We start from the raw sequence: 18,076 nt of genomic DNA, 5'->3' as shown, positions 1-18,076 counted from the left end.
ATGTACCTCGATGGGGTGTGCTAGGATACAAGTTGGCTCGGAATCATGCGATCGCAACGCCTCAACCTTGTCAGGTCCGGAAGGAAGCAGCAATACGGGATGCTTGCGGTAGGCGTGATCTCCGGGTCACCCTCTTGAGACCTGCGAACGATTCATGCCTGCCACTACCCTTAGCCTCCCCCTCGATGAGATTCGCTACGATGAACGGGGTTTAGTGCCAGCAATTATCCAAGACTATTTGGACGGCACCGTGTTGATGCTGGCGTGGATGAATCGGGAATCGCTACAGAAAACCCTTGAAACCGGTCGTACGTGGTTTTGGAGTCGTTCGCGCCAAGAACTGTGGCCCAAGGGCGAAACCTCTGGCCATGTCCAGTGGGTCAAAAGTATCCGCTACGACTGCGATAGTGATGCCCTGTTGTTAACAGTAGAGCAAGTGGGCCAAGTCGCTTGCCACACGGGGCAGCGCAGTTGTTTCCACCGCCATGGGGAGGCCGGACAACGGGTAGAAGACCCACCAGCAGATACCCTTTCGCAAGTGTATAACGTGGTCTGTCAGCGGCGCGACTTTCCACAGCTACAGTCCTACACTTCCAGCCTGTTCACAGCCGGTGATAATAAAATTCTCAAGAAGCTGGGCGAAGAAACCGTAGAAGTGGTGATGGCCTGCAAAGACGATGACCCCGAGGCGATCGCCGGTGAGGTGGCGGACTTGTTTTACCACACGCTAGTTGCCCTTGCCTATCATGGGGTGTCCCTGCGGCAGGTCTATGAGCAGCTTCAGTTGCGGCGGCGCTAGTTGCTTGCCGTTTTCCTTGTCAGCACTGGCTCAACGTCGTTAAAGTGCTAGATACAGGTAATTTACATAACTATACAAATGGCAAAGCAGGTGGTCGTCATTGGCGGCGGCATTGGGGGTCTGACCACAGCGGCATTGTTGGCACGACGGGGCTATCGCGTTCAGCTGTTTGAGCAGGCAGCCCAACTGGGGGGCTGTGCCTCCACATTTCAGCGGCGGGGCTTTACCTTCGATGTTGGCGCCACCCAAGTGGCTGGCCTTGAGCCGGGGGGGATTCACGCGGCAATTTTTGCTGAATTGGAGATGCCTCTGCCGGCAGCAACCCCCTGCGATCCTGCCTGTGCGGTGTATCTGCCGCAGGAAACAACGCCCATCAATGTTTGGCGCGATCGCGATCGCTGGCAACAGGAACGTCAACGCCACTTTCCCCACAGTGAGCGGTTTTGGCAAGGCCTCGAACACCTCTTTGCCATTAGTTGGCGATTTCAGCAGCGGCAGCCCATTTTGCCCCCGCGCAATGGCTTTGATCTGTGGCAATTGGTGCAAGCCCTGCGTCCGGAGACGCTTCTCACGTTGCCCTTTAGCCTGATGACGGTGACCGATTGGATGACTCTCTGTGGTGTCGGGGGCGATCGCCGGCTGCGGCAATTTCTGGATTTGCAACTCAAGCTCTACTCCCAAGTGGATGCCAGTGAAACTGCACTCCTCTATGCCGCCACCGCCCTCTGTCTGTCCCAAGACCCCCACGGCCTCTACCATCTCCACGGCAGTATGCAGGTTCTCAGTGATTTACTCGCCAATGCCTTGCAGCGCGATGGCGGTCAAATTTACACCCGGCATTTGGTGCGTTACATTGAAGTCGAGCGGGGGCGTGCCGTTGCTGTACAGGTGGAGAACTTAAAAACAAAAACCCTTCAGCGGGTCGAAGCCGATCACATTGTGGCCAATGTCCCTGCCCAAAACCTACCCCAACTCCTAGGGGATGCCCTTCCCGCGGGCTATGCTCGCCGTCTAAAAACCCTGCCCCCAGCCTCCGGTGCCTTTGTGATTTACCTTGGCGTTAAAGAGGCGGCCATTCCCACAGCCTGTCCGCCCCACTTGCAATTTCTCTACGATCCTGCAGGCCCCATTGGCGAAAACAACTCCCTCTTTGTCTCCGTCAGTCAGCCGCGGGATGGCCGTGCCCCTGTTGGCTATCGCACCCTGATTGCTTCGAGCTTCACCGAAGTGAATTTTTGGCGTCAGCCTGACTTAGACTATGCCGCCACCAAGGCGCAATACACCCAAACAGCTCTTGAACACCTCGGGGAATTCTTTGATCTGCGGCCTGAGCACATTGTCCACTGTGAAGCGGCGACCCCCCGCACCTTCTGGCGCTATACCGCGCGGCTAGATGGCATTGTCGGGGGCATGAGTCAACGCCTGAGCACCTTTGGCCCCTTTGGCTTAGCAACCCGCACCCCGATTCCTCACCTGTGGTTAGTGGGAGATTCCGTGCATCCGGGGGAAGGTACGGCCGGTGTCAGCTATGGTGCCCGTGCCCTTGTGCAGCAACTGCTCGCCAATGATGCCTAAGGGATTCCTATTTTGGTGAAAATCACTATAATAGAGAGACTCGTTACCAATTGCGAAAGGAACCCACTGCCTGTGTTTGCGACTCTCGCTGCCCCTCAACCGTCCCTGCCGTTGGATTTAATTGCGGCCATCCAAGACCTGAAGCGGGAACTGAATGCAGTGATTCTAGCCCACTACTACCAAGACCCCGCCATTCAAGATGTAGCCGATTACATTGGTGATTCCCTTGGGCTGTCGCGGCAGGCCGCCAGTACCAATGCCGATGTCATTGTTTTTGCTGGGGTGCATTTCATGGCCGAAACCGCCAAGATTCTCAACCCCGATAAGCTGGTGTTGCTGCCGGATTTGGCGGCGGGCTGTTCTTTGGCAGACAGTTGTCCTGCGGACGCCTTTGCTGCTTTTAAGGCGCAGTATCCTGACCATTGGGTGATTTCCTACATTAACTGCACTGCTGAAATCAAAGCCCTGAGTGACATTATTTGCACCAGTTCTAATGCAGTGAAAATTGTGCAGCAGTTGCCTGCGGATCAGCCCCTGATTTTTGCCCCCGATCGCAACCTTGGTCGCTATGTCATGGCACAAACCGGACGGCAGATGGTGCTGTGGGACGGCAGTTGCATTGTCCATGAAACCTTCTCCGAGCGACGCATCCTCGAACTCAAGGCCGCCTACCCCACGGCCCAGGTGATTGCCCACCCCGAATGTGAAGAAGCCGTACTCCGCCATGCCGATTTTATTGGTTCGACAACGGCTTTGCTCAACTATAGCCAACGCCAAGATCACGATACCTTTATCGTTGTCACCGAGCCGGGGATTCTCCACCAGATGCAGCGGCGCAACCCAGAGAAAACCTTTATCCCTGCGCCCCCTCAGGATCAGACCTGCAATTGTAATGAGTGCCCCTTTATGCGCCTGAATACCCTAGAAAAACTCTATTGGTGTATGCGCGATCGCCAGCCCCAGATTGAACTACCAGAAGACATCCGCCTTGCAGCGCTCAAACCCATCCAACGCATGCTGGAAATGTCCTAAACCAAGGGTGTCAGCTCCCTTAAATCTCAGCAACTGCTCGCTCAATCAGGCGACGAGCGAGGGTCTGAACGCCCGTATGGTAGTAGTAGTTGGTGCTCATGTCCAAAAAGGCTCCCAAGTAGTCGAGGTTATCCTTCGAGAGTTCAATAAAGCTTTGCAGACTATTGATCACCTTTTGCGGCGTTAACTCGTGGCTGCTGACAAATTGATGCATCCACCCCTGCACGGCATTAAAACTTTCGACAATAAAGCCCAATTGACCGCTGGGATTGCCCCCCGGCACGACACTGCCAATTGCTTTGAAGGTGGGGTTTTCCTGGAGATCATTGGGTTGCAAGCTTTGCAGTGTGCCCAAGCATTTGAGAAGAAAGTCAGGCCCTAGGGGAATCAGGCCATCAAAGCAGATGAGGGCGGCCATCCGCATCAGGGATTCACCACTGTAGTCGGCAAGGGCACGCAGGAAGTCGCCGAGGCTGTCACCGGGAATGCCATTGATTTGACAAAAGGCCAGAATTTCCACAATCAGCTTAATGCTGAGGTCAATGGACTGCGCCCGCTCTGGCTTGGGCGTCATTTTATCCAAGAAGCCGAGGAAGGAAATTTTCTCGCCCACTTTGTTGGCAAGGGCAGCCGCTCCTAAGAGAGCATCGGTGTTGTCCACGGTTTGATAGAGCCACAGTGCCCGCTGATAGCCTTGGGATTTGTCATTAAAGAGCCGCACGGCGCGATCGCCAATTTGGCGAATCAAGGCAGGATCCGTTTCCCCAGTCACATGGCGGATTGTGTTATCAAAACCAACGATATTTTGCCACTGGCCGGGAATGATGAAATCCAAGGACTTGAGGGCCATAACGGTGATGCCCCCAGTGGGGAGTTGATCAACAATTTTGTAGATAGCTTCGCTCACGGTGGTCTCCTTAGGGGGCAAGTTGGGCTAAACCAGCAAGATCAAATTTTTCAATCCATTCGCGGCGATCGCTGGCGGTAAAGCTGGGATCACGGGAGAGTACCTTCACCTGATAGCGGTTGGCCACCAGAATGGCTGTTTGTGTGGTTCCCACCTCTACTGCTGGATAGCCGGCAATCTGCATCGTACTGTTTCGAAACTTGGCGGCAGCCTCAGGGGTGCTAATCGTATCGGAAATGGCCAGCATCGCCAGTTCTTTGCCATCTTTTTTCAGCTTAGCCTCGGCAAAGCCCTTTTTCTCTTGGACATAGATGCGCTCAAAGCCATTCCCCTCGGGCGGAAAGAAGCGATTAAATTCACTGCCTTGGGTGGCTTCACGACTCACTGCCGGGGGTGCATTGCGCTGGGTGCTTTCCTGTTGCACCTGCTCATAGGGAGAGGGCGGGGTAGGGGCGCAACCGGTAATGAGAAGCGTCAGGGCTAAAACAAGCGCAGTCAGCCAGCGTGCCATGTGAATCCCCAAGACAACAAGCCAATCATAGCCTAGAAGGCGAAGCCACAGCCCTAGTTTGATACTTTGTTAATTTCTGCATTAATCTCTTGCCACTCGCGATCGCTCAAGGGTTCCGGGGTCAGTTTCACTTGCCACTGCGCCTCAAAGGCGTCCAAGAGAGCCGTTTGCACCACCTCTAAAGGGGGAAGGGACTGCCGATGGGGAACACTGCCAAATACCTGCTGCCATAGATCGAGGTCAGGAGTCAGGACAATTGAACCATGTTGCAGAACGCGATCGCCCCGCCAGGCTTGGGCACTACCAATAACTTTCTCGCCCGTAGGTAAAACCAAATCGGCCACGGTGGCTTGGGCAAAGCAATTGATCGGCGCTTGAGAGGAATAGGGGTCTTGTCCCAACTGCAGAGGCCATCCTAGGCGCTCAAACCCTACCCTCAGGAATTGACACAGATCGGTATAAACCTGTCGCCGCCGTTGCCCCAACCCCCACACCACTAGACTGTAGGTGAGATCCCCTTGGTGCAAAACAGCCCGCCCCCCCGTGGGTCGCTGCACCAGTTCGATGGGTTGCCCCTGCCAGTGCAGGTGTTGCCAGTGCTCTGGAATTTGCCGCTGACTATAGCCAAGGGAGATGGCGGGCGGTGACCAAGTGTAAAACCGCAGACAGGGGCGATCGCTAGACTGCCACAACCACCGATCCACCGCCATTTGCACCCTCCCCGGTGCTGCCAAGGGGGGCAGATAACGCCACATCAACTCGACGTTGCTTCCGCTGGATGGTAGGCTGCCGCATCCCGCCGACACCCCATATAGGCAAGGATATACAACTCCTTCAGGTCCTGAATCAGCGGATAGCGAGGATTTGCCCCCGTGCACTGATCGTCAAAGGCGAGTTCGGCCATGCTTTGCACCTGTTCATAGAAGGCTTGATCCTCACTGTTGAGGGCTTCCTTAATGGTGGCTGGAATCTCTAACTGCGCCTTCAGGTCTTCAATGGCGGCAATCAGGCGCTCCACTTTTTCCTCTGGAGTGCTACCACCCAATTCAAGAAAGTCGGCAATTTGGGCATAGCGTTCCTTGGCTTGTGGATACTTGTACTGTGGAAAGATTGCCTGTTTCAGAGGGGCATCCGTGGCGTTATAGCGGATGACATGGCAAATCATCAGCGCATTGGCAAGGCCGTGGGGCAAATGGAAGGTGGAGCCAAGTTTGTGGGCCATCGAGTGGCAAACCCCCAAGAAGGCATTCGCAAAGGCCATGCCGGCGATCGTGGCGGCATAGTGAACTTTCTCGCGAGCTTCTGGGTCAGCCGCCCCCAAGCGATAGGCACGGGGTAAGTACGTAAACAGCAGTTTGATTGCCTCCAATGCCAGTCCCTCAGTAAACTCCGTCGAGAGCACCGATACATAGGACTCCAAGGCATGGGTTAGGGCATCAATGCCGCCATAGGCCGTGAGTTTCTTGGGCATGTGCAGCACCAAGTCGGGATCCACAATCGCCATGGTGGGCGTGAGGGCATAGTCCGCCAAGGGGTATTTAATCCCCACGCGATCGTCGGTAACCACTGCAAAGGGCGTTACTTCGGAACCCGTCCCCGAGGTCGTGGGAATTGCCACCATCATGGCTTTTTGACCTAAGGGGGGCAGTTGATACACCCGCTTGCGAATATCCATGAAGCGCATGGCCAAGCCGTCAAACTCCACCTCTGGATGCTCATACAACAGCCACATCACCTTGGCCGCATCCATGGGTGAGCCACCCCCCACGGCAATAATCACATCGGGCTGATAGTCTCGCAGCAGTTCTAGGCCGCGATTCACCGTACTCAGGGTCGGGTCTGGCTCCACTTCATGGAAGATGTCGTGCTTGATGCCCAGTTCTTCGAGGGTGTGCACAATCGGGTCAGTGATCCCCAAGTCAAAGAGGGGTTTATCGGTGACGAGGAAGGCGCGTTTTTTCCCTTCCAGATCCCGCAGGGCAATGGGTAGGCAGCCGGGTTTGAAGTAAATTTTCGGCGGCACGCGGAACCAGAGCATATTTTCGCGGCGATCGCTCACCGTTTTGATATTCAACAGGTGATGGGGACCGACATTTTCCGACGTGACATTACCGCCCCACGTACCACACCCCAAGGTCAGCGAGGGATCCAACTTGAAGTTGTAGAGATCCCCGATCGCCCCTTGGGAAGAAGGTGTATTAATCAGAACCCGCGCCGTTTGCATGCGGTATTTGAAATAGGCAATATCATCTTGATTGCGGGGATCGGTGTAGAGCACAGAGGTATGCCCCATGCCGCCAAAATTCACCAACTGTGCGGCAATCTCCACCCCTTTGTGGAACTGGGGTGCCCGATACAAGGCCAATACCGGACAGAGTTTCTCATAGGAAAATGGCTCCTGCGACCCGACTTCACTCACTTCGCCAATGAGTACCCGCGTCTCGGGCGGCACTTGGATATTGGCCATTGCAGCAATGGTGGCTGCCGATTGACCAACAATGGCGGCATTGAGACGACCATCTTTCAGGAGGAGTTGTGCCACCCGCTGCCGTTCCTCAGGGGAGAGAATGTAGCCCCCCCGCCGTTGAAACTCGGCCTTGACCGCATCATAGATCTCATCAACAACAATCACCGCCTGCTCCGAGGCACAGATCATGCCATTGTCAAAGGCCTTACTCAGGAGAATCGAACTCACTGCTGTGGGAATATCGGCTGTGGCATCAATGAGCACTGGGGTATTCCCCGCCCCGACCCCGATCGCCGGATGGCCAGAGGAATAGGCCGCCTTCACCATGCCCGGCCCTCCTGTAGCCAAAATCAATTTAATTTGGGGGTGCTGCATCAGGGCTTGGGAGAGTTCAATGGTGGGTTCATCAATCCAGCCAATAATATCTGGGGGCGCCCCGGCAGCAACCGCTGCATCCAACACCACCTTGGCTGCGGCCACCGTACAGCCCTTGGCTCGGGGGTGGGGCGAAAAGATAATGCCATTGCGGGTTTTCAGGGCAATCAATGCCTTAAAGATGGTCGTCGAAGTTGGGTTCGTCACCGGCACCACACCGGCAATGATCCCCACGGGTTCAGCAATTTTTTGAATGCCAAAAATGGGATCATCCTCAATTACGCCGCAGGTTTTCTCATGTTTGTACTTGTTGTAGATATATTCCGAGGCAAAGTGATTTTTAATGACTTTATCTTCGACAACCCCCATGCCCGTTTCGGCAACGGCTTGTTTGGCAAGGGGAATCCGCGCTTGGTTGGCCGCCATGGCCGCTTGGTGGAAAATGTGATCCACCTGCTCTTGGGTAAACTGGGCATACTGGGTTTGTGCCCTTTGGACGCGCTCAATGAGTGCTTCGAGATCGGCAATGGTTTGAACGGGTTGAGAATGAGTTAAGGCTTGGGCAGTCATGGGCGACTCCTTAGGAAAGAAATTTCTTAAATGGGCAAGTTAATGAACGTTGAGATCGTATTCACGGAAGAGGGCGATCGCCCGCTGGACATCCTCTGGACTCGCCGCCGGCGTATCAAACAGTTCATAGGGCAGCCCTAATTGCTGCCATTTGTATTCCCCCATTTTGTGAAAGGGCAACACCTCCACTTTCTCCACGTTACGCAGACCCGACACAAATTGCGCCAATCCCCGGATATTTTCGGGATCATCCGTCAGCCCCGGTACCAAGACAAAGCGGATCCACGTCGGTTTATGGATCTCATCTAGGTACTTGGCCAACTCCAAGGTGGGGGTAATCGTGACACTGGTGACCCGCCGATAGGTCTCGGGCAGAAAGGATTTAATGTCGAGCAACACCAGATCCGTTGCCGCCACCACCGGCTTGGCCGCCTCCAAAACCACATAACCTGAGGTATCTAGGGCAGTGTGCAATCCCAACTCGTGACAACGCTCAAAAATTTCGCGGACAAATTCTGGCTGCATCAGGGGTTCACCGCCGCTGGCTGTTACGCCCCCTTGGCGCAGATAGGATTGGTAGCGCTGAATATCGGCAATCAGTTCATCCACGGTTACGAGCTTGCCCTGATGGGGTTCACGACAGTCGGGATTGTGGCAGTACAGACAGCGCAGCGGACACCCTTGGGTAAAAATCACATAGCGGATACCAGGGCCGTCGACTGTGCCACAGGTTTCAACGGAGTGAATGTAACCTGTCACCTTTTGTTTTTCGGGTTGTTTTTCAGGGAGTGTAGAAACCATCATTGGAACCTCGGTGACAATAGATCGCTTGAGATAGCGTTTATAGGGTTGAAGAGCACCTCTCTAAGAATTCGCTAAAATTTTAATCGCTTAAGAAAGTATCCCGGTAACAAAAACTCCGTTTTCAATTGCTCTCTACATCTTGCCTACGGCCTAGGGGGTACATCTGTTATGTAGCCATTTTGAACGTGCTCCATTCTTGGGAAAAGAGCAGTACAGTGCTGCGCTTGGTAAAACTATAATTTCAGCATAAAAGCAGAGGCACAATTTGCCCGCTGTCTTAATTAACTTTTAGGATTGGTGGTTGTTTCGCAACGTTGCCTAACTTAATAAAGAGTCTTTAAGTACACCCCTATTGATGGGCGATCGCTCGCTCAAAGCTTGGAAAATATCAAGATTGAGGCTTTTGAGGACTTGTTCAATCTTGTCTTTATTCTACAAAATTCTCTTGATCTAGGCCAATTGCGTGATTAGTGACAAAGTAGCTCTACTCGCCCTGCGATCGCGCACATTTGCGGGCCTCAAGCACGGCTGCATGTAAGGCTGCTTCCAGTTGCTGCGTTAATTCCATAGCCTGTTGTTTGAGGTTGCCCTCGCGCTCAGCGGGCGTCCACAGGGGCGCTCCAATCCAAAGGGCTACCCGCGCACGAAACTGCGGCTGTGGATCGTAGGCAATACCAACGGGAAAAATCGGCAGGGGGCGATCGGCCTGCAAGACAAGACGGGCAAGACCGGGCTTCAGGGGACGTACTACCTGATCCGGCACAATCCCACCCTCGGGAAAGATCACTAGGGGCTGACCTGCATTGAGAATCTCCAGCACATGGCGCAAACTACTGGGCTGAGGACGGTTGAGGTTCACAGCAAAGGCACCCAGACGACGGATAAACCAGCCCTGCACCCCGCCAAACTCGATCGCATTGGTCATAAAGCGTAGCGGATAAGGCCACACCAAGGGCAAAATCACCGGATCCCAACGGCTACAGTGCTTGGGGGCAAGCAAGAAATGACCCTCCTTGGGCAACTGCTCGCGACCGACAATCGTAATCCGCGAAAAGTAAAGGGGCAAAAATAGGCGATGAATTGGCCACAACCCCCAATAGAGCCACGGTGAGATATGAGATGTGGTGGGTGCCGTTTTTTTATGGCGCATCCGTTCTCCTCTGTAGCTGCCCCCACTACAATAGTAGGCCTGTAGCCCCTTGCCACTGTCGAGGAACAAGCCAATGTCGCAGCCGACCCATCGCTTTAATCTCCGTGTTTGGGGGCAGTTTCTGCGGATTGCCCAACCCTATTTCTTTCCCCGCGATCGCTGGGGCAGCAGTGTGATCTTTATCCTGCTGCTTTTTCTAGTCATTGCCCTCATGTTTGGCTTCCTCTTCGGTCTGACGGCAGCCGTGACCTTTGGCCTTAATGCCCTTGCCCCCGAACTGATGGGACAAATTGCTGGCGGCCTCATGGAGATGATGCAATCCCTGTGGGCACAGCCCCTCAGCCGTAGTATTCTGCTGGGGACGGTGATTGTCCCCTTGGGCGTTTTTGCGCTGCTGCGGCAACCCCTGCTGCCGCGGTGGCAAGCGTGGGCACTCTTGGGGTTACTGCTGATGCTTTCCCTCTCTGTGAGTGGCCTCAACGTGATCATTAGCTTTGTCGGGCGCTTCTTCCAGACGGCACTGGCGGAGAAAAATGCTGAAACCTACTGGCGATTCCTCTTGGTGTATGCTGGCGTTTTTGTGGTGGGGACGCCGATTGTCGTCATTTATCGCTACGTGCGCGAATATCTAGGGCTGCGCTGGCGGGATTGGCTCACCCGTCATTTTTTGGATCGCTATTTCCAGAATCGAGCCTACTACACCATCGAAAACCAAGGCGAGATTGATAACCCTGATCAACGGATCACCGAGGATATCCGCTCATTTACCCAAACCTCACTCCAGTTTCTACTAATCATTCTGGGCGAAATTATTGACCTCATTGCCTTTAGTGGCATTCTCTGGAGTATCTCCCAAACCCTAACGCTGACCTTGGTTGGCTATGCCATTGTCGGTACGATTGTGACCGTTTTGATTGGGCAACGCCTGATTTGGCTGAATTTTAACCAACTGCGACGGGAAGCAGACTTTCGTTATGGCCTTGTCCATGTGCGCGATAATGCCGAGTCCATTGCCTTTTATCGCGGTGAAGGCCAAGAGTCGGTACAGGTGCGTCAACGCTTTCTCGAGGTGCTGCGGAACTTTAACCTCTTGATTGGCTGGCAGCGCAATCTGGAGTTTTTCACCACGGCCTACAACTACTTTGTGGTGATTGTGCCAGCAGCTGTGGTTGCTCCCCGCTACTTTGCTGGTGAGATTGACTTTGGTGCTATTAGCCAAGCCAGCTTTGCTTTCTCGCAGGTGCTGGGGGCACTCTCAATCATTGTGAACCAGTTTACGAACCTCACGGGCTTTATTGCGGGTATTGAGCGTTTGGCAGAGTTTGATGAGGTTTTGACAACGCCCCCAGTGCCCCCCCAATCCCAAATTCAATTGGTGGAGAAGTCCTACATTGCCCTAGAACACGTGGCTGTGGATACACCGAACTTGGCACGGCGGCTGGTGGAAGATGTCACATTTGCCCTTGAGGCGGGGGAAAGTGTGGTGATTATGGGGCCGAGTGGGGTGGGTAAAAGTTCGCTCCTGCGGGCGATCGCTGGACTCTGGCAAAGTGGCAGTGGCCGTATTATTCGTCCCCCCGTAGATGAAGTGCTCTTTTTGCCCCAACGCCCCTATATGGTGCTGGGTACGTTGCGCACCCAACTGCTCTACCCCAGTGGCGATCGCCAGACCCCGGACGATGTGCTTTTGCACGCCCTTAACGAAGTCAACTTGGCACATTTGCCGGATCGCGTCGGTGGCCTCGATGTGGAATTAGCGTGGGATGATGTGCTGTCGCTTGGGGAGCAACAACGACTGGCGATCGCCCGCCTGCTGCTAAATCACCGCCCCTACGCCATTTTGGACGAAGCCACCAGCGCCCTAGACTTAGCCAACGAAAAACGGGTCTATGAGCACATTCAGCGCACCACCCGCAACTACATTAGTGTTGGCCATCGTGAGAGCCTGATGCAGTACCACAAGTACGTTTTAGAACTCAAAGGCGATCGCGAATGGAAATTTTATGCCCTCAGTTAGGTATCGCCGTAGCGGCACACTGTTTTAATATTGACAAACTCCAACAGTCCTGCCCGTCCCAGTTCACGGCCATAGCCAGAGGTCTTGATCCCGCCAAAGGGCAAACGTGGATCTGACTTGACCATCGCGTTAATGAAGACAGCACCCGCTTCGAGATCCCGCACGAGGATCTCCGCTTCATCGCTCTCCTGTGTCCAAGCACTGGCGCCTAAACCAAAGGGTGTGGCATTGGCCAGTTCGATTGCCGCAGTTAGGGACGGTACCCGAAAGAGCATTGCCACAGGCCCAAATAGCTCTTGGGTAAACACGGGGTTATCTGGAGTGACCTCTGCCAACATCGTCGGCGCAAAGAAATACCCCTGCTGACAATGGCTCGGCAGATCAAGGTTGCGGCGGTAAAAGACCTTGGCACCATGGGCAAGGGCAAGTTCAACCTGGGCGTGGAGTTCATCACGGATGGCGGCAGTAGCAAGAGGCCCCAGTTGTGTGGTGGGTTCCAAGGGATCGCCAATCACCCACGTCTCGAAGGCGGCTTTCATGCCCTCGGCAAAGGTGTCATAGACAGCCTCATGGACAATAAAGCGTTTAGCCGCAATGCAGGATTGGCCATTGTTAATCATGCGGGCTTGGACAGCGGTGGCAATTGCTTGGGGGATATTGGCACTGGGCATGACAATAAAAGGATCACTTCCCCCCAGTTCCAGAACGGTTTTCTTGAGGTGCTGACCTGCTGCTTGGGCTAAACTTTTGCCCGCTGCTTCGCTGCCCGTGAGAGTCGCTGCCTTAATACGCGGATCCGCCACCAGATCAGCAACGGCACTGCCAAGAATCAGCAGGGTTTGAAAGACCCCCGCAGGAAAGCCCGCTTCCCTCAAGAGCTGGGCGATCGCCAGCGCGCACTGAGGCACATTAGAAGCATGCTTGAGCAGAACCACATTCCCCGCCATCAAGGCCGGTGCCGCAAAGCGAAACACCTGCCAAAAGGGAAAATTCCACGGCATCACGGCCAAAATAATGCCAAGGGGCTGGTAATGAATCCCGCTGTAGCTTGCCTCTGTGGGAATTAATTCAGGCCGCAGGAAAGCTGTCCCCTGCTCGGCATAGTAACGACACACCCACGCACATTTGTCAATTTCAGCCCGCGCCTCTGTCATTGGTTTACCCATCTCAAGGGTCATGAGGCGAGCAACCGCATCCCGCTGCTGTTGCAGGAGATTTGCTGTGTTTTCTAGCCACTGGGCACGCTGCTCAAAGGCTGTCAGACGATAGGTCTCAAAGGTCGTCGCCCCTTGGGCAATCGCCCTCTCCACTTCCTCAGCCCCTAAGGGGGAAAAAGTTTTTAAGACCTCAGCCGTTGTGGGATTAACCGACGCGATTGCCATGATTAAATTTCCCTATCTGGCTGACGCCAGCGATCGCTAGCGCCTAGGACGTGGGTTCAGTATGCTAATTCTAGCGTTTGTTACAGTCCCTATCCTCTTGATGAATGGGGCGATCGCAAACCATCGTTGTGCATTTTCATCGCAGTTTTGGGGCACGCTTTTATGGCAACCATTGTTGATGTTGCAGTGAATACTCCTGGCTTTTCCACACTAGTGACTGCTGTCAAGGTGGCCAATCTGGTGGAAGCCCTGCAATCGCCGGGGCCTTTTACGGTGTTTGCCCCCAATGATGATGCCTTTGCCAAGTTGCCCGATGGCACCATTACCTCCCTTGTGCAAAATCCTCCCCAGTTAGCGCGGATTCTCAAATACCATGTGGTTGCCGGTGCCTACAAAGCCGCCGACCTGAAAAAGATGGGAATTGTCACTTCCCTCGAAGGTTCCACTATTCCGATTCATGGCGATCATCCCTTGGAAGTCAAAAACGCCACTGTCCTTGCCGCTGATATTGAAGCGGAGAACGGTATTATCCATGTCATTGACACCGTGATCTTGATGGGGCTGAATCCAGCCCACTCCTTTCAGGACACCAACATCCCCTACAAAGTCTAGGGCGTTAGCGAATTTCCCGCACCAAAAGCCCTTGGCGGATTTTCTCCTCCACAAACTGGCGGTAAAGCTCTAGCTCTTCATAGGTGACTTTGCCATCGGCGCGAATTTGTCGCTTGATTTGCGCCATTTCGTCGACAGTCAATACGCCGTCGGCGATCGCTCGCTCTAGCAGTTGTTTGAGTTGGGCTAGTTCTGCTTTATCGGCCTCTGAGAGAGGGGTTCCATTTGGCTGATAACGTTCCATAGCACTCTTGCCTCAACAACCTCTCTACCCTATTCTCACCCTGCAACGTTGGTGTCGAGGGGCTAGGAACTTAAATCTTGATAAACTTTAGTTATGGTCTAAAAAGAATCTCTGAGTCGTTCTCAAGCTGTTGGAACCAAACAATGCAAGTATCAGAAATGAAGTACGGCGAACGCGCCATTCAAGAAGGGCAACTGATTACATTTCCCAATCCACGTCCCGGTCGGCAATACACCATTGAGATTACCCTGCCGGAGTTTACCTGTAAGTGTCCATTTTCTGGCTATCCTGACTTTGCCACGCTTTACGTTAGCTATATTCCCCATGAAAAGGTGGTGGAACTGAAAGCGATTAAGCTTTACATCAACAGTTATCGCGATCGCTACATTTCCCACGAAGAAGCGGTGAATCAAGTCCTCGATGATCTCGTGGCCGCCTGCGACCCCCTCTACATGAAAATCAAAGGGGACTTTGCCCCCCGTGGCAATGTGCATACCGTTATTACAGTCGAACACCATCGCCAGCCGGACAGTTCGTGCTAAAATTATAGACTGCAAGACTGCGGACGTAATTCAGTGGTAGAATGTCAGCTTCCCAAGCTGAACGTCGTGGGTTCGAGTCCCATCGTCCGCTTTCCCTAAAAACCACCAAAATACGGTACTCTAGGACATTTCAGAGATTCAAAGCTGCCCTTTCGCGCTAGCGTGGCGGAGCCATGAAGGGCGGGGCTTTACCCAATTGTTTGGTCACCAACCCCCTCTATCAGCAGGTATAATCTAATGATGTTCTGCCCCTGCGGTTTCACTGATTATGCCCTTCGAGATCAATCACGGTCTGGGTCGCTTTAACTCCAAACGGGATCTCCATGCTGCCCTAGGCATTCCATTGTCGGCAGCACCCGGGGAAATTCGCAAGCGGTATCTCAAAATTGCCAAGACACTGCACCCCGACAGCCGTGATGATGAATCGGGCAAAAAAATGGCCAGTGATTTGCTCTCCAAGTTTGTGAATCCTGCCTATGAGGTGCTTTCCCAAGAAAAAGAGCGGGAAGAATATCAAGTCATTTTGCGCTTGCTTGAAAAGCAACTGCTAACGGCCAATATTGTGCCAACGCCCACCTTTGATTTGGCACAGGAAGTCTTTAACGCCGCCAATATTGAAGAAGCCTATCAAAAGGCGCTCAATACCCTTGCCCAAGATCAGTACAAAGACTTAAACAATGCCCTGAAAATTAGCGAACAAATTAGTGAACTCAATTTGATTTACTTGTGGCGATCGGCGGGCGGCAAGGCAACCGCAGCCACACCCACCGTTTCTACGCCTGCACCCCCACCCAAATCAGATGAAACCCAAGTGCGTGCCACACCAGCAGCCGCCACAGGGACGACACCGCCGACAGAGGCTCCCAAAACAGAGCAATTTACAGAGCAATACCTCCGACGGGCAGAGGAACTCTTTAATAAAGGCATTTATCTGGAAGCCATCAAAGAATTGAAGGATGCCCTGAAAATTGACCCCCGCAGTGCCCGCTGCAATGCTCTCCTAGGCAAGGTGTACCTGCAACAAGGCTCCCTCAGTATGGCCAAAATTCACTTTAATCAAGCCCTGAAGCTGAATCCTCAAGAGGTGACGGCCATACAGGGACTCGAAGCAATTAGCAAGAGGGAGCGCAAAGCCCAGCAACAGCAAAAAAATACTGAGCCGCCAAAACCGGAGAAAAAGAAATCTTCCTTCTTTGGTCTTTTTGGGAAAAAATAATTCACTATGGTGTATCAACCTGCCTGTGGTGCCCGCGATATTTTGCCCCTTGATGTGGCACGGCAACGGTGGCTAGAGCAGCGCTTGGAGCGCGTCTTTCAAAGCTGGGGGTATCAAGAAATTATTACGCCGACGATCGAGACCCTAGCAACCCTCACAGCAGGGGGAACGGTTCATCCCGAGACGGTCATTCAAGTCCAAGGCAGTGGTGATGAACCCTTGGGATTGCGGCCAGAATTAACGGCTTCGATCGCTCGTGCCGCTGTAACTCGTATGGCAGGCAGGCAACTGCCCCAACGGCTCTATTACAAAACCAATGTCTTTCGGCGGACAACCGTGGCAGAGTTGGGCAACCAGCAGGAATTTTTCCAAGCGGGAGTGGAGCTACTGGGGGCAACAGGTTTAGCGGCGGATGCAGAAATTCTCTGGCTGGTGCAGGAGTGCCTTGGGGCGTTAGCGGTTGAGGAGGCCTATCTCTTGGTGGGGGATGCCCACCTGACGCAACAGTTGCTCAGTCCCTTTCCAGCGGAGCTGCAAAAAACGGTGCGCCAGTGCTTGGCTAATTTAGACCGCGTGAGTTTGCAGGCTCTCCCCGCTCCTTGGCGCGATCGCGCCCTTGCCCTCTTTGATCTACGGGGCACTCCAAGGGAAGTGGGGGAACGCTTGGCGCAGTGGTCTGACGTGGCAGGGGTGGCCGATCGCTTTGGGGAATTGCAACAGTTGTTGGGCTTGGTGGCTGAGTCTTTGGCGATTACCCTTGATCTCAGCCTTGTGCAGTCCTTTGATTACTACACGGGGATTATCTTTGAGGTTTTAATTCCCACGGAAACGGAACTGCGGTTGGTGGCTCAAGGGGGGCGCTATGATCAACTGCTCAGTATCTATCATCCAGACGGTGCCACGGTGCCGGGGATTGGTTTTGTCTTTAATGTCGAGGCGCTCTTGCAGGCGATCGCCATTCCCCCAGCGGCTCTCTTAGCTCCCCGTAGTCAGTGGCTGGTGGTTCCCCGCACAAGCAACGCCCTCGCTGCTGCCCTCCACCATGCCCAAACCCTACGCTTGGATGGCTCGACTCGGGTGGAGTTGGCACTTCTAGATCTGACGCCAGAACAAATCCGCGCCTATGCCCGCGATCGCCAGATTCCCTATATTGCTTGGATTGAGCGTGATGCGCCACCGCAGATCGAAGCCCTCAGTGATGGGGCAACCTATTTGCAGATTCAGAGTGTCTAGGCCATGCTAACGATCGCCCTACCCAAAGGTGCCCTACTCAAAGATAGTATTGCCTACTTCCAACGGGTGGGCTTAAATTTTGCAGCGCTCCTCGAGCCGGGAAATCGCCAACTACAAGTGCTTTCTGAGGATGGCCGTGCCCGTGCCCTTTTGGTACGTGCCCAAGATGTCCCGGTTTATGTGCAGTATGGTCAAGCGCAGTTGGGCATTGTGGGCTACGATGTGCTGCGGGAAAAAAATCCCCACGTGGCCAAGCTAGCGGATTTAGGTTTTGGTCAGTGTCGGCTGTCGGTGGCCGTCAAAGCCTCTAGCCCCTACCGCAGTGCCCGCGATTTGCCCCCCCATTGCCGCGTCGCCTCAAAGTTTGTCCGCTGTGCCGATGCCTTTTTCCAGCAGTTGGATTTGCCCGTGGATATAGTGCCGCTCTATGGTTCGGTGGAACTGGGACCGATTACGGGGATGGCAGAGGCGATTGTGGATTTGGTGTCAACGGGGCGCACCCTCAAGGAAAATGGCCTTGTGGAGTTAGAGCAAATTTTTAGCAGCACCGCCTACTTGATTGCCCATCCCCGCAGCTATCGCCTCAACCTCAATGGGCTTGGACACTATGTTCCGCAGTTAACAGGAGCGATCGCCTGAT

Annotated in this window: 17 protein-coding genes, 1 tRNA gene and 1 other RNA gene; 11 read left to right on the top strand and 8 right to left on the bottom strand. The window is 53.8% G+C overall.

What is annotated here, in order from left to right; translation table 11 throughout:
* Positions 1 to 34: 34 nt before the first annotated feature.
* The 4 genes from ffs (at position 35) to nadA (ending at position 3,406) form a co-directional block, all read left to right on the top strand.
* An RNA gene (ffs, locus tag M0646_RS11350) (signal recognition particle sRNA small type) lies at positions 35 to 131 on the top strand.
* A gap of 23 nt (positions 132 to 154) precedes the next feature.
* A complete protein-coding gene (gene hisIE / locus M0646_RS11345; RefSeq protein WP_286625767.1) occupies positions 155 to 799 on the top strand; it encodes a bifunctional phosphoribosyl-AMP cyclohydrolase/phosphoribosyl-ATP diphosphatase HisIE in 645 nt (214 codons plus the stop codon).
* A gap of 78 nt (positions 800 to 877) precedes the next feature.
* Entirely contained in the window at positions 878 to 2,374 is a 1,497-nt protein-coding gene (gene crtD, locus M0646_RS11340; RefSeq protein WP_286625766.1) for a C-3',4' desaturase CrtD, read from the top strand.
* A gap of 72 nt (positions 2,375 to 2,446) precedes the next feature.
* The gene (gene nadA / locus M0646_RS11335; RefSeq protein WP_286625764.1) at positions 2,447 to 3,406 is read left to right on the top strand and encodes a quinolinate synthase NadA; all 960 of its coding nucleotides are present in this window, start codon (positions 2,447 to 2,449) and stop codon (positions 3,404 to 3,406) included.
* A gap of 19 nt (positions 3,407 to 3,425) precedes the next feature.
* On the opposite strand, the gene M0646_RS11330 is transcribed toward nadA, so the two are convergent.
* From M0646_RS11330 to M0646_RS11305, 6 genes are all read right to left on the bottom strand, one after another.
* Positions 3,426 to 4,313: a hypothetical protein gene (locus tag M0646_RS11330; protein WP_286625763.1), complete on the bottom strand. Its 888-nt coding sequence runs from the start codon at positions 4,311 to 4,313 to the stop codon at positions 3,426 to 3,428.
* Between the two features lie 10 nt (positions 4,314 to 4,323).
* Positions 4,324 to 4,824, bottom strand: a complete 501-nt coding sequence (locus M0646_RS11325) for a hypothetical protein (protein ID WP_286625761.1) — start codon at positions 4,822 to 4,824, stop codon at positions 4,324 to 4,326.
* A gap of 53 nt (positions 4,825 to 4,877) precedes the next feature.
* A complete protein-coding gene (locus M0646_RS11320) occupies positions 4,878 to 5,579 on the bottom strand; it encodes a lipoate--protein ligase family protein (protein ID WP_286625760.1) in 702 nt (233 codons plus the stop codon).
* On the bottom strand, positions 5,579 to 8,236 hold the full coding sequence (gene adhE / locus M0646_RS11315) for a bifunctional acetaldehyde-CoA/alcohol dehydrogenase (protein ID WP_286625759.1): 2,658 nt from the start codon (positions 8,234 to 8,236) through the stop codon (positions 5,579 to 5,581). The genes M0646_RS11320 and adhE overlap by 1 nt, the downstream gene beginning before the upstream one ends.
* A 39-nt stretch (positions 8,237 to 8,275) precedes the next feature.
* Positions 8,276 to 9,040, bottom strand: coding sequence for a pyruvate formate-lyase-activating protein (gene pflA, locus M0646_RS11310; protein ID WP_286625758.1), 765 nt, complete (start codon positions 9,038 to 9,040; stop codon positions 8,276 to 8,278).
* A gap of 484 nt (positions 9,041 to 9,524) precedes the next feature.
* Positions 9,525 to 10,190 (bottom strand): 1-acyl-sn-glycerol-3-phosphate acyltransferase, encoded by a 666-nt coding sequence (locus M0646_RS11305; protein WP_286625757.1) that lies wholly within the window; start codon positions 10,188 to 10,190, stop codon positions 9,525 to 9,527.
* 73 nt (positions 10,191 to 10,263) lie between these two features.
* Between M0646_RS11305 and M0646_RS11300 the strand changes: the two genes are divergently transcribed.
* Positions 10,264 to 12,207 carry an ABC transporter ATP-binding protein/permease gene (locus M0646_RS11300; RefSeq protein ID WP_286625756.1) on the top strand — a complete coding sequence of 648 codons (1,944 nt, stop codon included), beginning with the start codon at positions 10,264 to 10,266 and terminating at the stop codon, positions 12,205 to 12,207.
* On the opposite strand, the gene M0646_RS11295 is transcribed toward M0646_RS11300, so the two are convergent.
* The gene (locus M0646_RS11295; protein WP_286625755.1) at positions 12,204 to 13,589 is read right to left on the bottom strand and encodes an NAD-dependent succinate-semialdehyde dehydrogenase; all 1,386 of its coding nucleotides are present in this window, start codon (positions 13,587 to 13,589) and stop codon (positions 12,204 to 12,206) included. The genes M0646_RS11300 and M0646_RS11295 overlap by 4 nt on opposite strands.
* Positions 13,590 to 13,751: 162 nt before the next feature.
* Here M0646_RS11295 and M0646_RS11290 point away from each other — a divergent pair, with 162 nt between their 5' ends.
* Positions 13,752 to 14,201, top strand: a complete 450-nt coding sequence (locus M0646_RS11290) for a fasciclin domain-containing protein (RefSeq protein ID WP_149820912.1) — start codon at positions 13,752 to 13,754, stop codon at positions 14,199 to 14,201.
* A gap of 4 nt (positions 14,202 to 14,205) precedes the next feature.
* On the opposite strand, the gene M0646_RS11285 is transcribed toward M0646_RS11290, so the two are convergent.
* Positions 14,206 to 14,445, bottom strand: a complete 240-nt coding sequence (locus M0646_RS11285) for a hypothetical protein (RefSeq protein ID WP_149820910.1) — start codon at positions 14,443 to 14,445, stop codon at positions 14,206 to 14,208.
* 143 nt (positions 14,446 to 14,588) lie between these two features.
* Between M0646_RS11285 and queF the strand changes: the two genes are divergently transcribed.
* The 5 genes from queF (at position 14,589) to hisG (ending at position 18,075) form a co-directional block, all read left to right on the top strand.
* Positions 14,589 to 14,987 carry a preQ(1) synthase gene (gene queF / locus M0646_RS11280; RefSeq protein WP_149820908.1) on the top strand — a complete coding sequence of 133 codons (399 nt, stop codon included), beginning with the start codon at positions 14,589 to 14,591 and terminating at the stop codon, positions 14,985 to 14,987.
* A 19-nt stretch (positions 14,988 to 15,006) separates the two neighbouring features.
* Positions 15,007 to 15,078, top strand: a tRNA-Gly gene (locus M0646_RS11275).
* 177 nt (positions 15,079 to 15,255) lie between these two features.
* Entirely contained in the window at positions 15,256 to 16,203 is a 948-nt protein-coding gene (locus tag M0646_RS11270) for a DnaJ domain-containing protein (RefSeq protein WP_286625753.1), read from the top strand.
* 6 nt (positions 16,204 to 16,209) lie between these two features.
* The gene (locus M0646_RS11265; protein WP_149820904.1) at positions 16,210 to 17,436 is read left to right on the top strand and encodes an ATP phosphoribosyltransferase regulatory subunit; all 1,227 of its coding nucleotides are present in this window, start codon (positions 16,210 to 16,212) and stop codon (positions 17,434 to 17,436) included.
* Positions 17,437 to 17,439: 3 nt separating this feature from the next.
* Positions 17,440 to 18,075, top strand: a complete 636-nt coding sequence (gene hisG, locus M0646_RS11260; RefSeq protein ID WP_149820902.1) for an ATP phosphoribosyltransferase — start codon at positions 17,440 to 17,442, stop codon at positions 18,073 to 18,075.
* The last annotated feature ends 1 nt before the right edge of the window (position 18,076 follow it).

The organism is Thermosynechococcus sp. B3, assembly GCF_030323045.1.
GTDB lineage: Bacteria > Cyanobacteriota > Cyanobacteriia > Thermosynechococcales > Thermosynechococcaceae > Thermosynechococcus.
The sequence above is the reverse complement of the archived record's forward strand: the minus strand, read 5'-3'. Positions and strand labels throughout refer to the sequence as shown.

Bases quoted from the DNA above. Each gene is read 5' to 3' on its own strand.
- hisIE (WP_286625767.1), top strand. From the start codon at position 155: ATGCCTGCCACTACCCTTAGCCTCCCCCTCGATGAGATTCGCTACGAT.
- crtD (WP_286625766.1), top strand. From the start codon at position 878: ATGGCAAAGCAGGTGGTCGTCATTGGCGGCGGCATTGGGGGTCTGACC.
- M0646_RS11325 (WP_286625761.1), bottom strand. From the start codon at position 4,824: ATGGCACGCTGGCTGACTGCGCTTGTTTTAGCCCTGACGCTTCTCATT.
- M0646_RS11320 (WP_286625760.1), bottom strand. From the start codon at position 5,579: ATGTGGCGTTATCTGCCCCCCTTGGCAGCACCGGGGAGGGTGCAAATG.
- adhE (WP_286625759.1), bottom strand. From the start codon at position 8,236: ATGACTGCCCAAGCCTTAACTCATTCTCAACCCGTTCAAACCATTGCC.
- pflA (WP_286625758.1), bottom strand. From the start codon at position 9,040: ATGATGGTTTCTACACTCCCTGAAAAACAACCCGAAAAACAAAAGGTG.
- M0646_RS11305 (WP_286625757.1), bottom strand. From the start codon at position 10,190: ATGCGCCATAAAAAAACGGCACCCACCACATCTCATATCTCACCGTGG.
- M0646_RS11300 (WP_286625756.1), top strand. From the start codon at position 10,264: ATGTCGCAGCCGACCCATCGCTTTAATCTCCGTGTTTGGGGGCAGTTT.
- M0646_RS11295 (WP_286625755.1), bottom strand. From the start codon at position 13,589: ATGGCAATCGCGTCGGTTAATCCCACAACGGCTGAGGTCTTAAAAACT.
- M0646_RS11290 (WP_149820912.1), top strand. From the start codon at position 13,752: ATGGCAACCATTGTTGATGTTGCAGTGAATACTCCTGGCTTTTCCACA.
- M0646_RS11285 (WP_149820910.1), bottom strand. From the start codon at position 14,445: ATGGAACGTTATCAGCCAAATGGAACCCCTCTCTCAGAGGCCGATAAA.
- queF (WP_149820908.1), top strand. From the start codon at position 14,589: ATGCAAGTATCAGAAATGAAGTACGGCGAACGCGCCATTCAAGAAGGG.
- M0646_RS11270 (WP_286625753.1), top strand. From the start codon at position 15,256: ATGCCCTTCGAGATCAATCACGGTCTGGGTCGCTTTAACTCCAAACGG.
- M0646_RS11265 (WP_149820904.1), top strand. From the start codon at position 16,210: ATGGTGTATCAACCTGCCTGTGGTGCCCGCGATATTTTGCCCCTTGAT.
- hisG (WP_149820902.1), top strand. From the start codon at position 17,440: ATGCTAACGATCGCCCTACCCAAAGGTGCCCTACTCAAAGATAGTATT.